Annotated in this window: 7 protein-coding genes; 4 read left to right on the plus strand and 3 right to left on the minus strand. The window is 70.9% G+C overall.

Translation table 11 applies throughout. The features are described 5' to 3' along the window. Positions 1–29 precede the first annotated feature (29 nt). From ACWIF2_RS36755 to ACWIF2_RS36765, 3 genes are all read right to left on the minus strand, one after another. Complete coding sequence (locus tag ACWIF2_RS36755; RefSeq protein ID WP_454365491.1) at positions 30–1,001, minus strand: bacteriocin fulvocin C-related protein; 972 nt, start codon at positions 999–1,001, stop codon at positions 30–32. A gap of 42 nt (positions 1,002–1,043) precedes the next feature. Then, on the minus strand, positions 1,044–2,021 hold the full coding sequence (locus ACWIF2_RS36760; RefSeq protein ID WP_454365493.1) for a bacteriocin fulvocin C-related protein: 978 nt from the start codon (positions 2,019–2,021) through the stop codon (positions 1,044–1,046). A 602-nt stretch (positions 2,022–2,623) separates the two neighbouring features. Beyond that, positions 2,624–3,064: an ester cyclase gene (locus tag ACWIF2_RS36765; protein ID WP_454365495.1), complete on the minus strand. Its 441-nt coding sequence runs from the start codon at positions 3,062–3,064 to the stop codon at positions 2,624–2,626. Between the two features lie 269 nt (positions 3,065–3,333). Between ACWIF2_RS36765 and ACWIF2_RS36770 the strand changes: the two genes are divergently transcribed. The 4 genes from ACWIF2_RS36770 to ACWIF2_RS36785 form a co-directional block, all read left to right on the plus strand. After that, positions 3,334–4,473, plus strand: a complete 1,140-nt coding sequence (locus tag ACWIF2_RS36770; protein ID WP_454365497.1) for an acyl-CoA dehydrogenase family protein — start codon at positions 3,334–3,336, stop codon at positions 4,471–4,473. A 67-nt stretch (positions 4,474–4,540) separates the two neighbouring features. Continuing rightward, the gene (locus tag ACWIF2_RS36775; RefSeq protein WP_454365499.1) at positions 4,541–6,055 is read left to right on the plus strand and encodes an amino acid adenylation domain-containing protein; all 1,515 of its coding nucleotides are present in this window, start codon (positions 4,541–4,543) and stop codon (positions 6,053–6,055) included. A 4-nt stretch (positions 6,056–6,059) separates the two neighbouring features. Beyond that, positions 6,060–6,311, plus strand: coding sequence for an acyl carrier protein (locus ACWIF2_RS36780; protein WP_355860464.1), 252 nt, complete (start codon positions 6,060–6,062; stop codon positions 6,309–6,311). Positions 6,312–6,365: 54 nt separating this feature from the next. Continuing rightward, positions 6,366–15,483, plus strand: a 9,118-nt coding sequence (locus ACWIF2_RS36785) for a type I polyketide synthase (RefSeq protein WP_454365501.1), incomplete at its 3' end; no start/stop codon positions are given.

Consider the following 15,483-nt stretch of genomic DNA (forward strand, 5'->3'; position numbering starts at 1 on the left):
GTGTCGAAGGCGTGCCTGGTCCTGGTCCGCTAGTCCTCACACGTTCCTTGGCACTTGTACGCCCAGAGAGTGCCGCAGCCCCTGTTGCACTTACACCAGCAATTGTCGCAGTAGGCACACTGCACGCAGTTCCCTCTGTCGCAGTAGTCGGAGTGCTGCGCGCACGTGCAGTCCGACGCGGCCAGCTCCGCCGAAGTGGGAGCGGGGCCGAGCGTTGCCAGCAGCGCTCCTGCCTCAGCTTTGCCGAAGGCGGCGATGGCGCGATCGCGAAGATCCTGCGCCTGCTGGTCCAGCTGGGGAGTCAGCCTTTCGTTGAAGGTGGCTTCCCGACGGGCCAGTTTCATGGCCCTGTTGATGACGTCAACTTGGTCGGCCGTCAGGTCGGGGTGGGCAGAACGGTAGGCCTGCAGATGATCCACCCACATGTTGCTGCGCACTGACGGGGCGAGTTCGGTGTAGATCGCCCTGCGGTATGTCACGTCATGACGGGTGAACGCGGCATAGTTCTGCGGGAGGTTGGCCTTGTTCGCCTGGACCCACTTCTGGGCCTCAGTCAGCTCCTTGGCGGCGGCCGGAGACGCGTTCGCGGCGAACAGTGCTGCGACCGCACCCGCGCCGGCCAGGCGCAGGAACTGTCCACGCCCCATCCCCGACGAGCCGCCCTTGTCCGCCGGTGCGGCCGTTCCCTTGCGCAGCGCGCCCAGTGCGGCCAGGAGTCGCAGCGTGGTGCTCGGGCCCAGCAGCCTGGGCAGCCGTGCCGCAAGGGCGAACCCGGTCCAGGCGCGTACCCTGCCGCCCTCCTCGACGCTGATCAGGGTCGGGGCGAAGGGGGCGTTGTCGCCCAGGGCCTGCGTGCGCCAGGCCGTCACCTCGGGATCGGACAGAGGCTTGATGTCGAGCTTGTCGCCACTGGACTGCTGGACCTGCTGTGCGACCTTGCTGCACTTGCAGCATGAAGCGTCGAACGCCAGAATCCACTGGCCGGCTTGCTGAGAGGTCATCGTTGTCCTTATTGGTACGGATCACAACTTTCGTCCGCAGTGCTAGTTGGTGCACTCTCCGTTGCATGTCTGCACCCAGAGATGGCCGCAACCCCTGTGGCACGTACAGCAGGCACCGCAGTTCTGGCATTTCACACAGTTGCCCGAATCGCAGTAGTCGTTCGGCCAGTTGCAGTCGCATTCGGCCAGGGCGCCCTTCGCTGCTTTGGGAGCGGCAGCGGGAGCCGGGCCGAGCGTTGCCAGCAGTGCCCCTGCCTCCGCCTTGCCGAAGGCGGCGATGGCGGGGTCCCGCAGAGCCTGCAACTGCTGCTCGAGCTCGGGAGTCGGCTCGCCGCTGAACGTGGACTCCTGACGCGCCAGTTCGACGGTCCGGTCGATGATCTCAACCTGGTCGGCCGACAGATCGGGATGAGCGGCACGGTAGGCCTTGAGGTGGTCCACCCACATGTTGCTGCGCACCGAAGGGCTGAGTTCGGCGTAGATCGCCTTCCGGTGCGCCATGTCGTACCGCGCGAAGGTGCTGTAGGTCTGCGGGAGCTTGGCCTTGTTCGCCTGGACCCACTTCTGAGCCTCAGTCAGCTCCCTGGCGGCGGCCGGAGACGCGTTCGCGGCGAACAGGGCTGCGACCGCACCCGCGCCGGCCAGGCGCAGGAACTGTCCACGCCCCATTCCCGAGCCACCGTTGTCCGCCGGTGCGGCCGTTCCCTTGCGCACCGCGCCGAGTGCGGCCATCAATCGCAGCGTGGAGCGGGGGCCGAGTAGCGTGGCCATCCGTGCCGCCATGGCGAACCCGGTCCAGGCTCGCGCCTTGCCGCCCTCTTCCAGCCTGATCAGGGTCGGGGCGAAGCGGGCGTTGTCGCCCAGGGCCTGCGTGCGCCAGGCCGTCACCTCGGGATCGGACAGGGGCTTGATGTCGAGCTTGTCGCCACTGGACTGCTGGACCTGCTGTGCGACCTTGCTGCACTTGCAGCATGAAGCGTCGAACGCCAGAATCCACTGGCCGGCTGGCTGAGAAATCATTGCTTGCCTTTCTCGGTGGAGATCGTGCCTTTCCTGGAGGAGCTGACACGCACGCCGTTCACACGTTTATCCGCAGATGCCCCTCGCCCTGGATGCAGTTGCCGGGTGCTCTGGGCGGCGGTTTGCCGGGGGCTGGAGGGGAAGATCCCCATAATTCGTGCATGATGGCGGCACGTGCGCAGTTAGGCCTGTTCCGTGTGTGTACGGGTGTCAGCTCGCACTGCTGACTGCACCATTCCATGTTGACGTGCTTCCGTCAACACTCTCTGTTATGCATTTCTCGCCGTACCCGTGCCGGGCGAAGGACGGTACGAGGACGGGCCAAGGCACGATCGAGGACTGTGCGTCATAGCCTGCTCGGGTTCATGGAATAGGAAACGAACCGGACCACGCGACACGGTCCGCGCAATTTCCGAGACTTGCGGGGGCGCCGGCATGAACTCACAGCGATGCCGCTCGGTCGTGCGGAGCGATTCCGCGCGACTTCTTACACTGAGTTGATCAATAGCTGGTGCGCGAGGGAGTGTCTGTAGGTCCTGCAGGGAGCGGCAAGGGCCATGGGCCTGCATCGCCAGCTCAGCTCGAGGATCGAACGCCGGGCGTCAGGAGGTACTCGTGAACTTGTAGCCGAGCTGCGCCAGCATGGTCACGTTGTCACTGAGAGCCCAGTGTTCGACGATGATTCCGTCCTGCACCCGGTTCATGTTCATCGTCATCATCTCGAAGGTCTTTCCCGTCGGCGGCATTCCCATGAAATCCAGAGTGTGGGTGCCCCGGACCACGGACCTGGTGGCCACCACGTCCCCGGTCTCGACGATTTCCTCCAGGGTGGAATGGAGATCGGGAAAGAACGCCCGGGTGAGCTGCCACACGCCCAGCAAGCCCTCCCGGTCGCGCGGCGTGCCCGGGGGGTGCTCGGCGTCGCTCGACGTCCCCGCGAGATGGGCGACGACATCGGGTGAGATGAGTTCCCGCAGCCTTTCCGTATCACCCGCGTTGAACGCCTTGTTGAGGTTGATGGCTATCTCCGAGAGGTGCCCCATGGCGAATCCGTCCCGTCTGAGGAAGGTCTGCGGCCGAGTCGCTGCTCGCGGCAACTTATCTGCCGCGGCGGCAATGCGGCAACCCGTACCAGCAGCCTACGTCACCTGTCCGCAGAAATAGGGGTAGGGGCTTTGTGTGGGGTGATTCCGTAGGGGTTTCAGGGATGATCTTAGGGGTTACCAAGGGCTGACTGAACCCGGTGCCGGTCCCGTAGCGTGTCCATGGGAAACGGCGGAATTGTCCGGCACGAATGCGAGGTACCGCGTCAGTGGATTTCGACCTCACCGATGAACAGCGATGTCGCTACGACCGTGTCTCCGCCGAAGTCACGCAGCAGCTGGGCGGGCCCGGCACGCCGTCGGAGCTGCCCTTCACCCGCACGCAGTGGAAAAGCGCGGCGCAGATCGGGCTCACGGGGCTGTGCGTGCCCGCCGAGTACGGCGGGGGCGGTCTCGGAGCGCTGGACACCGCGCTGTGCCTCCAGGCGTTCGGCCGGGCCTGTCCCAACACCGGGCTGGTGTTCGCCGTGGCCGCTCACCTGCTGGCCTGCGCTGTTCCGATTCGCGACTTCGCCGACGGCGACGTCCGGGGTGAACTGCTGTCCGGACTGGCGTCCGGCGAGCTGATCGCGGCGAACGCCATGACGGAGGACGAGGCCGGCTCCGACCTCTCCCGTCTCGGCGTGACCGCCGAGCAGGAGCCCGGGGGTTATGTGCTGCACGGCGACAAGTCGTTCGCGAGCAACGCCCCCGCCGCCGACGTGTTCGTCACCTACGCCACGACCTCCCCCGCCGCCGGCTTCCTCGGAATCACGGCATTCGCGGTGCCAAGAACCGCTCCCGGAGTCGCGACCGGTGAGCCCTTCGAGAAGATGGGCCTCGGCGGTTGCCCGGCCGGGCGAGTGCTCTTCCGGCACTGCCGGGTGCCCGAGACCCACCGGCTGGGCCGGGAGGGGCAGGGCACGGCCGTCTTCCAGCACTCGATGGCGTGGGAACGCGGCTGCCTGTTCGCCGTCTACCTGGGCCTGATGGAGCGTCAACTACAGCAGTGCGTCGAACGAGCGTGCGCCCGGCGCCAGTTCGGCCGTCCCATCGGCGAGTTCCAGGCCGTCTCGCACCGCATCGCCGGAATGAAGCAACGGCTCGAGAGTGCCCGCCTGCTGCTGTACCGCGCCTGCTGGCTCCTCGACGGAGGCCGCGATCACAACGAGGCGGTCGCCCTGTCCAAGATGGCCGTTTCCGAGGCCGCCGTGGCCAACAGCCTCGACGCCATCCAGGTCTTCGGGGGTGACGGATACCTCAGGTCCGCGGGGATCGAACAGCACCTCAGGGACTCCGTACCCGGCGGGATCTTCTCCGGCGCCACCGACATCCAGCGGGAAGTCGTCGCGAGAGGGCTCGGCCTGTGAACCGTACGAGCCAACGGCACAGCCCGAGTCGCCCCCGCCTGGGGGCCGCCGAAGGGACGGTCCTGCCATGAGCCTGCACCGGCTGGCCATCGACTCCGCCGCCAGGGAACCCGACCGGCCGGCCGTGGCCGGGCCCACCGGCGACCTGTGCTATGCCGAACTCGACCACGCAGCCAACGCCCTTGCCCACCGGCTGCGCGCGATGGGAGTCGCTGCCGGGGACCGCGTCGCGCTGTGGGCCGACAAGTCCCCGGACTTCGTGGTGGCCATGCAGGCGGTGCTGCGGCTCGGCGCCGCCTACGTGCCCGCCGACGGCGCCGTGCCCGTGGCCCGCGTCGCCGCCATGGCACGCGACTGCACGGCCGCCGCCGTCCTCACCTCTACCGACCGGCTCGCCGGGCTCCGGGACGCTCTCGGCTCCCTGCTGCCCAGCGCCGACCTGGCGCAGGAACCGGACCCCGAGGCCGCCCCGGTGGACGCGGAGGTCGCACCCGACGACCTCGCCTACATCCTCTACACCTCGGGCTCGACAGGCGCCCCCAAAGGGGTCTGCATCAGCCACGGGAACGCACGCGCGTTCGTCGACTGGGCCGTCAAGGAGCTTGGCCCCGGGCCACAGGACCGCTTCGCCAACCACGCGCCGTTCACCTTCGACCTGTCCGTCCTCGACCTGTACGCGGCGTTCGCCGTCGGCGCCTCGGTCCACCTCATACCCTCCGAACTCGCCTACGCCCCCGCGCAGCTGGCGGAACTGATCCACCAGTGGCGGATCACCGTGTGGTACTCGGTGCCGTCCGCTCTGACGCTGCTGATGCGAGACGGCGCACTGCTCGACCGCCCCGCCCCCGAAGCGCTGCGCGCGGTGCTGTTCGCGGGTGAGCCGTTCCCCCTGCCGCAGGTGCGCGCACTCGCGCGCTGGACCGGCGCACGCCTGCTCAACCTCTACGGTCCCACTGAGACCAATGTGTGCCTCCGTCACGAGGTCGGGCCCGCCGACGTGGAAAACGACCGGCCCCTGCCGATCGGCACCCCCGTGAGCGGCGACCACGCGTGGGCCGAGACCCCCGACGGCCGGCCGGCCGCTGTGGGGGAGGTGGGCGAACTGCTCGTGGAGGGTCCCACGGTGATGCTCGGCTACTGGGGTGTGCAACCGCACCAGGGGCCCTACCGCACCGGAGACCTTGTCCGGCGGCTTCCCGACGGCTCGTTCGAGTACCTCGGCCGTCGCGACCACATGGTCAAGGTGCGCGGACACCGTGTCGAGCCGACCGAAGTAGAGACGGTGCTCGCCCTGCACGACGATGTGGCGGAGGCCGCCGTCGTCGTCGCGGGCAGCGGCATGGACGCCCGGCTGGTGGCGTACGTCGTCCCGGCGCGAGGCCGCGAGGTGGGGGTTCTGGGACTCAGGCGGCACGCGGCACAGCGACTGCCCCGCTACATGCTCGCCGACGAGATCCGCTTCCTTCCCCAACTGCCCCGCAACCGCAACGGAAAGACCGACCGCGCCGCCCTCACGGAGGCGGCGCGCGCCGAGCCCGTCGTGTCCCACCCCACTGAGCAGCCGCACGCGAGCGGAAGGTGACGTCATGCCTGACCAGGAGATGACCAAGCGAATCGCGGAGTACATCCGCGAGAAGTTTCTCGACGGAGACCCGCAGGGCGAGCTGCAGGACACCTCACCGCTGCTGGAGTGGGGAGTCCTCAACTCGCTCAGAGTCGCGCAACTGATCGGCTTCGTGCGCGAGGAGTTCGGCGTCGTCGTCCCGCCCCGTGAGATCCACGCGGACAACCTCAGGGACGTGCGCAGCATCACCGCGATGGTCGCCCGCCTGGCCTGACCAGGCGGGCCGTACTCCGCCCGGGCAAGTCAGAGCGAAAGGCGTTTCAGGACCATGGTCGCCAGCACGGACGTGACCTCCCGCCATGCCGAGCCCATCGCGGTCGTCGGCATGGGATGCCGCCTGCCCGGCGGCGTGCGGGACCTCGGCTCTCTCGGCAGCGTGCTCAGGTCGGGCACCGACGTCCTTCGGCCGGTTCCGGAGGACCGCTGGGCACGTGAGCTGCACGACCCCGAGCCGGAGCGGCCGGGCACCATCACCAACCACTCCGGCTCGTTCCTGGACGACATCGACCGCTTCGACCCGGCGTACTTCGGGATCACGCCGCGCGAGGCCGCCGCCATCGACCCGCAGCATCGCCTCCTGATGGAAGTGGCCTGGGAGGCCATGGCCGACTCCGGACGCCCCCGCGAGGAATGGCGCGCCTCCCGCACCGGGGTCTTCGTCGGCCTGCTCGCCGGCGACTACCACCTCCTGCACACGAAGGCAGTCGGCCTCGACGGCATCGGCCCGCACTACGTCACCGGAACGGAGTTCAGCTTCGCGGCGGGACGCCTCGCCTACGCGTTCGACCTGCGAGGGCCCGCTGTCGCCGTCAACTCCGCCTGTTCCTCCTCGCTCTACGCCGTGCACCAGGCCTGCCAGAGCCTGCGGGCCGGCGACGTCGACACCGCGCTCGCCGGCGGCGTCAGCCTGCTGCTCAGCCCCGAGATCAGCGTGTTCATGAGCCGCATCGGAGCCATCTCGCCCTCGGGCCGGTGCCGGCCGTTCGACGCCTCGGCCGACGGCATCGTCCGCGGCGAGGGCTGCGGCGTCGTCGTCCTCAAACGGCTTACGGACGCCGTCGCCGACCGCGACCGGATCCATGCCGTCATCCGCGGTTCCGCGGTCAACAACGACGGCGGCAGCCTCGGCCTCACCGCCCCCAACGCCGCGGCGCAGGCGGCCGTCCTGCAGGCGGCCCTCACCAACGCGGGGCTCGGGCCGGACGACGTCGACTACGTGGAGGCCCACGGCACCGGCACCCCCCTCGGCGACATGATCGAGCTGGGCGTCCTGTCCGAGGTCTACGGCACGGCCCGTACCGGCGGCAAGCCGCTGTTCCTCGGCTCGCACAAGGCGGTCTTCGGGCACACCGACGCCGCCGCCGGAATCACCGGACTGCTCAAGTCGATCTGGGTCATCACCACCGGTCATGCACCGGTGCAGCCCCACATCGATGAACTCACCCCCGCCGTCGACTGGCGCGGCGGCGGCATCGCAGTGCCCCTGACCGGCACCGACCTCACCGCCACCGACCCGGCCGGGACCGGCCGCCGTCTGCGCGCCGGCGTCAGCGCGTTCGGCCTCAGCGGCACCAACGTCCACCTCATCGCGGAGGCTCCGCCCGACGAGGCCGAACCGGCCGCCGGACCACCGGCGCCGGGTGCGCACGTCCTGCTGGTCTCCGCCGCCCGTCACGAAGGCCTCGCCGGCCAGATCACGGCGATGCGGGACCGACTGACACAGGATGACGAGCCGCTCGGCGACACGCTCGCCTCCGCCGCCACGCGGCGCACCCACGAAGCCCACCGCTTCGCGGCCGTCGCCACCGACCGGGAAGGGCTGATCGCGGCACTCGACGACCCCGACGGCGCCTGCTCGGGCGTCCTCGGCGCCGAGGGCGAACCCGCGCCGGTCTTCGTCTTCTCCGGCCAGGGCTGCCAGTGGCCCGGCATGGCGACCGACCTTCTGCGCAGCGAGCCCGAGATCAGGGAAACGCTCGACGAGTGCGACGCGCTGATCCGCGCCGAGGCGTCCTGGTCGCTGATCGACACGCTGCGGCGGCACGAGGACAGCGGCCTGGACCGTACGGACCTGGCCCAGCCGGCCATCTTCGCCGTGCAGGTGGCCCTGACCCGCTGGCTCGCCCGGCGGGGAGTCGTCCCGGCGGCCGTCGTGGGTCACAGCGTCGGCGAGATCGCCGCCGCCCACACGGCCCGGGTGCTGGATCTCCCGGACGCCGTCCGGCTGATCGTGCGCCGAGGGCAGATCCTGCGGGAAACCGCCGGCACCGGACGCATGCTCGCCGTTCAGGGCGCCCCCGACACCGTCGAGCGGCTCCTCGCGGACAGCGGACTCCCGGTCGTCGTCGCCGCCGTGAACGGCCCCGAGTCGGTCGTCGTCGCCGGGCCGGACGACGCCGTGGAGGCCGCTGTGCTGGTCCTGGAGGGCAGGGGGCTGCCCTGCCGCCGTACCCGCGTCGACTACCCGTTCCACAGCCCGCTCGTCGCCGCGTGCGGCCCGCGCCTGAGGGAGGCGATCGCCGGCCTCCTTCCGCACGACCCGGCCCTGCGCCTCCTGTCCAGCGTCGAGCCCCACACTGACGCCGGCCGGCTCGACGACGCGTACTGGGGCCGTAACATCACGGAACCCGTCCGGCTGTGGCCGGCGATCGACCGCCTCCTGTCCGAGCCCGAGTCCTACTCCCTGGTGGAGATCGGCCCGCACCCGGTCCTCACCCGGCCGCTGATCGACGCCGTACGGCGCCGCGGGCGCGACAGCGCCGTACTCGGCACGCTGCGTCGCGACGAGCCCGGCCCCGTGGCACTGCACAAGGCACTGGCCCGGCTCCACATCACCGGGGCGGCGGTGGACTGGGAACAGGTCACCGGCCGGCCGCGTCGGTACCGGGATCTGCCGGTGCCTTCCTGGCACGGCGAGCGGTACTGGCTGCCCGCGCTGCGAGAGGGCCGGCAGCCCGCGCCGAACGGCTCCCCCGCAGCGATACCGGACGCCGTACCGGAGCCCGTCGCCCGGCCCGCGCTTGACACACCGTCCACATCCGACGGGCCTGCGGTGCCCGTCGACGGCGCCCGGCCCTCCGCGCAGGTCGCGCACCGGGTCGACGCCTGCGTCCGGCACCTCCTCGGCCTCAGCCTGGGCCACCCGCTGCCGCACCGGCGAGGCCTGTTCGAACAGGGCCTGGACTCGCTGACCGCCGTGGCACTCCACAAGCGCCTCGAAGCGGAGTTCGCGGTCACGCTCCCCTCCAGCGTGGTCTTCGAGCACCCGTCGGTCCAGGCCCTGGCCGCCCACCTCAGCCAGCTGACGCAGCAGCGCTCCGGAGAGGAGACCCCACAGCCCGCGCCCTCGGACGGCGCCACCGATTCCGGCGAGGACGGCTCCTTCGCAGTCATCGGCATTGCCTGCCGGCTCCCCGGCGCCTCCTCCCCGCAGGACTTCTGGTCGCTGCTCACCGAGAGCCGCTCCGCCGTGTCCAGCCCGCCACCGCACCGCCGTGACGATCCGATCTGGGCCGAGGCGGGCCCAGGCGTACCCACCGACGGCGGCTACCTGGACGACGTCTCCGGCTTCGACGCCGCGTTCTTCCGCATCTCGCCCCGCGAGGCCGTCTCCCTGGACCCACAGCAGCGGCTCGCCCTCGAAGTGTCCTGGGAAGCGCTGGAGGACGCCGGATACCCCGCGTCCGACCTGGCGGGGCGTCAGGTCGGGGTGTACGTCGGCCTCAACACGGCCGACTATCACGAACTGCTCACCCGCGACATGGCCAACATCGACCTCTACTACGGCACCGGAAACACCTTCGCCGCCTCCGCGGGCCGGCTGTCGTACTTCCTCGGACTGCGCGGACCCAGCCTGGCGGTGGACACTGCCTGCTCGGCCTCGCTGACCGCCGTGCACCTCGCCTGCCAGGGGCTGAGGGCGGGCGACTGCGAGGTCGCTCTCGTCGGCGGCGTCAATGTCATCGCGTCGCCCACCGTGTCGGTGGCGATGTCCGCCGGCGGGGCGCTCGCCCCCGACGGCCGCTGCAAGACCTTCGACGAGGCGGCGGACGGCTACGGGCGAGGTGAGGGCGCGGTCACACTCGTCCTCAAACCACAGGCCGCCGCCGAGCGCGACGGCGACCGCATCTACGCCGTGCTGCGCGGCACCGCCGTCAACCAGGACGGTGACAGCGGAGGATTCACCGTCCCGAACGCGGCTGCGCAGACCGCCCTGATCCGCCAGGCACTGGCCCGTGCGGGCTGGGCACCCGCCGACGTCGACTACGTGGAGGCACACGGCACCGGCACCCCCCTGGGCGACCCCATCGAGGTGCACGCCATGGCGCAGGCCCTCGGCCCCGGACGCGACGAGCGCGCACCGCTGTACATCGGCTCGGCCAAGGCGAACATCGGCCACCTGGAGGCGGCAGCCGGCATCACCGGCCTGCTCAAGGTCATCCTCTCCCTGCACCACCGCGAGATCCCCCCGCATCTGATCAACACCCCCTCCCGCCGGATCGACTGGGAGAGGCTGCCCGTCTCCCTCGTCACCGAGCGCCGCGCCTGGCCGGAGCGCGGCCGGCCGGCCCGAGCGGGCGTGTCCTCCTTCGGCTTCAGCGGCAGCAATGCCCACGTCCTCGTCGAACAGGCCACCCCCGCCGGTCGTGCGGAGGACACCCGCACGGCGGCGCCCGCCCCGTCGTCCGGGCTCGTGCCGTGGGTGGTGTCGGCCCGCGGCAGCGCAGGGCTGCGCGGTCAGGCCGCGCGCCTGGCGCAATTCGTCGCCGCCCGCCCGGACCTGCACCCCCTGGACATCGCGTACTCGCTCGCCACTACCCGTTCCCTGCTGGAAACCCGGGCCGTGCTCCTGGCCCCCGCGGACGACCGGGACACCGTCCTCACCGGCCTGACGGCACTCGCCGAAGGACGTCACACCGAGGGCGTCATACAGGGCAGGGCAGGGCAGGGCGGCACGACAGCCTTCCTGTTCAGCGGACAGGGAAGCCAACGGGCCGCCATGGGCCGACAGTTGTACGACCGCCACCCCGTCTTCGCCGCTGCCCTGGACGAGGTGACGGACGAACTGGACCGCCGGCTGGAGCGGCCACTGCGCGAGGTGATGTTCGCCGCGCCGGACTCGGAGACCGCCCGGCTGCTGGACCAGACCCGGTACACGCAGAGCGCGCTGTTCGCGGTGGAGGTCGCTCTTCTGCGGCTGCTGCGCCACTGGGGAGTCGAGCCCGACTACGTGATGGGCCACTCCATAGGCGAGCTGACTGCCGCATACGCGGCCGGAGTGTTCTCGCTCCCCGACGCGGCCCGCCTGGTCGCCGCCCGCGGCCGGCTGATGCAGGCCCTGCCCCCGGGTGGCGCCATGGTCGCCGTGTCGGCGCCCGAAGAGGAGGTCACCGAGGCCATCGCCGGCTCCGCCCACCAGGACCGGCTCGGCATCGCCGCCGTCAACGGCCCCCGGGCCACGGTCGTCTCCGGTGACGAGGACGCCGTACTGGAGCTGACCGCCGTACTCGCCGAACGGGGACACCGCACGAGGCGCCTGCAGGTGAGTCACGCGTTCCACTCCGCACACATGGACGGCATGCTCGACGACTTCCGACGCCTGGCAGAGGAGATCACCTACCACGAGCCGGGGATCCCCATGGTGTCCAACGTGACCGGGCGGCGGGCCGAGCCCGGCGAACTGTGCTCAGCCGGGTACTGGGTGCGGCACGCCCGTGACGCCGTCCGGTTCGCGGACGGCATTCGCGAGCTGCGACGGCTCGGCGTGACCGCGTTCCTCGAAGTCGGCCCGGACGGGACCCTGGCCGCCCTCAGCCAGGAGTCCCTGATCGAGGTACCCGACGGCCGTACCGACGCCGTGGCGATCCCGCTGCTGCGCAAGGACCGGCCAGAGCACGAGGCGATCGTCACCGCCATGGCCACGGCGTCCGTCCACGGTGTCGAGGTCGACTGGAAGGCGCTGGTGCCCCAAGGACATCGGGTGGCCCTGCCCACGTACGCGTTCCAGCGGCAGCGGTACTGGCTCGAGAGCCGAACAAGCCCCGCCGCCGAAACGTCCACGGGGGGCGACCCGGCGGAGGCCCGCTTCTGGGCGGCCGTCGAGGAGGGCGACCTCGCCGAACTTGCCCGCACCCTCGAACTCCCCCCGGACACCGACAGCCCCGGAACCGGCCATCGAGACGCCGAACAGTTCCTCCCGGCCCTGGCCTCCTGGCGGCGAAAGCTCCGGGACCGCTCCGTCCTGGACTCCTGGCGCTACCGCGTCGTCTGGAAGCCGATGCCCCGGCTCCCCGCCCCCGCCCGGCTCTCCGGCACCTGGCTGGTCGTCACCTCGCGGCGGAACACCGGCCACCCCTGGATCCAGGCCGCTCTCGACGCCCTCACCCACCGCGGCGCGGACGTGGCGCACATACCCGTGGATCCCGCGGGCGACGACCGGGCAGCACTCACCGAACTGCTCAGCCGGGCCACCCCGGACGGCCGGACCTGCGGCGGAGTACTGTCCCTGCTCGCACTGGACGAGTCCGCGCACCCCGAACACCCCGACCTCGCCGCCGGAATCACCGCCACCCTGAGCATCGCCCAGGCACTCGGAGACGCGGGCATCGACGCCCCCCTGTGGTGCGTGACCCGAGGCGCCGTCTCCGTTGCGGAAAACGATCCCGTACGGCGTCCCGAACAGGCGCAGATCTGGGGCATGGGCCGGGTGATCGGCCTGGAACACCCCCAGCGCTACGGCGGCCTCGTCGACCTCCCCGACAACCCCGACGAGCGGTCACTGGAACACCTGTGCACCGCACTCACCGGTCACCAGGCGGAGGACCAGCTGGCCGTCCGCACCTCCGGCATCCTCGTACGCCGCCTCGTCAGGGCCCCCCTCGGCGGCACGCCCGCGCCACGCACCTGGAAGCCTCGCGGCACCGTCCTGGTCGTCGGGGGAACCGGAGCCCTCGGCGGCCACCTCGCACACCGGCTCGCCAACAACGGCGCCGAACACATCGTCCTCACCGGCCGACGCGGCGAGGCCGCGCCGGGCGCCGCCGAACTGCGGGCCGAACTCCAGGCACAGGGCGTCCGTGTGACGATCGCCGCCTGCGACGTGGCGGACCGCGAAGCGCTCACCGCCCTGGTCCAGAACCTGCGGGCCGAGGGGCCGCCCATCCGGGCCGTCATCCACGCGGCCATGGCCCCGGCCGTCGGCCTGCTCTCGGACACCACGGTGGACCGCTACGCCTCCGCAGTCCGCGCCAAGGTCGCGGGCGGACACCACCTCCACGAGCTGTTCCACACCGACGACTTGGACGCCTTCGTCCTGTTCTCCTCTGTCGCCGGCACCTGGGGCAGCGGCAACGAAGGCGCCTACGCGGCGGCCAACGCCTACCTCGACGCACTGGCCGAGCAGCGCCGGGCCTCCGGACTGTCGGCCACGTCGGTGGCGTGGGGCATCTGGGACGCCTTCAACGACCGGGACGACGACACGACCACGCGCGAGCTGCTTACCGAGCGGTCTCTACGCCAGGGGCTGCCCCGCCTCGACCCCTGCCTGGCCTTCCAGGCCCTGCGGCAGGCCCTCGACCACGACGAGACATCCGTCGTCATCAGCGCTGTCGACTGGGAGCGATTCGCCACACTTTTCACCATGGCGCGCCCACGTCCGCTGCTGGACGAGGTGCCCGAGGCCCGCCCGGCCCCCGCGGCGACCGCTGTCCGGCCCGGGGCGCGGAGCGACGGCGAACCGGAGCCGGAACTCGCACGCCGCCTCACCGGAGTACACGAGGCGGGGCAGGAGCGCGTCGTCCTCGACCTGGTGCGCGCCCACGTGGCATCCGTCCTCGGACATCACACTCCGGAGGAGGTAGAGGCCGACCTGGCGTTCCGGGACCTTGGTTTCGACTCCCTCACGGCCGTGGAACTGCGCACCCGGCTCGCCGAGGCGACAGGGCTGGCGCTGCCCGCCTCCCTGATCTTCGACCACCCCACCCCTGCTGCCCTGGCCCGGCACCTGCTGACCGCAGCCACCGGCGAGGTACGGCAGGCGGCCCGGACACCCGGACGAGCCCACACCCTCACACCGGTGACACCGGCAGACGACGACCCCGTTGCGATCGTCGGAATGGCCTGCCGCCTCCCCGGTGGTATCCAGTCTCCGGAGGAACTGTGGCGCCTCATCGCGGCCGGTGACGACATCGTCGGCGGGCTTCCCACCGACCGTGGCTGGGACCTCGAACGGCTCTACGACACCCTCGGCATGACGTCCGTACGGAATGGCGCTTTCCTCCTGAACGCCGGTGACTTCGACGCGGACTTCTTCGGGATCTCGCCGCGTGAGGCGCTGGCGATGGACCCGCAGCAACGGCTGCTGCTGGAAACCTCCTGGGAAGCCCTCGAGCGAGCGGGCATCGACCCGGCGAGCCTGCGCGGTCAGGCGGTCGGCGTCTACGTCGGCGCCGGCGCGGACGGATACGCCACCGCCGAGAACCGCGTACCGGAAGGCGTCGAAGGCTACGCCGTCACCGGCAGCGCGGGCAGCGTCATCTCGGGCCGCGTTTCGTATGCGTTCGGTCTCGAGGGGCCGGCGGTGACGGTGGACACGGCGTGTTCGTCGTCGCTGGTGGCTCTCCACCTCGCCGGGCAGGCACTGCGCACCGGCGAATGCTCCCTGGTCCTCGCCGGTGGCGTGTCGATGCTGGCCAGCCCGAAGGGCCTCATCGAGTTCAGCCGCATGGGAGCACTGTCCCCCGACGGCCGCTCAAAGGCGTTCTCGGCGGGGGCCGACGGCATGGGCTGGGGTGAGGGTGTGGGTGTGCTGGTGCTGGAGCGGCTCTCGGATGCCCGGCGGAACGGGCACGAGGTGCTGGCGGTGGTGCGGGGCAGTGCGGTGAACCAGGACGGGGCCAGCAACGGGCTTACGGCGCCGAACGGGCCGTCGCAGCAGCGCGTCATCCGCGCCGCGCTCGCCGGCGCGCGCCTGGGGGCCGCGGATGTGGATGCCGTAGAGGCGCATGGCACGGGGACGACGCTGGGCGATCCGATCGAGGCGCAGGCACTGCTGGCGACGTATGGGCAGGACCGGCCGGTGGATCGGCCGTTGTGGCTGGGGTCGGTGAAGTCGAACATCGCGCATACGCAGGCGGCGGCGGGTGTCGCGGGTGTGATGAAGATGGTGATGGCGCTGCGGCAGGGGGTATTGCCGCGGACGTTGCACGTGGAGGAGGCGTCGCCGCATGTGGACTGGTCCGCCGGTGCGGTGGAGTTGCTGACCCAGGCCCGGGAGTGGCCACGGACGGAGGACCGGCCGCGGAGGGCGGGGGTGTCGTCGTTCGGCATGAGCGGGACGAATGCGCATGTGATCGTGGAGGAGGCCCCGCAGGCGGAGGCGCAGGCGG

It is taken from the genome of Streptomyces sp. NPDC055506 (assembly GCF_053643595.1).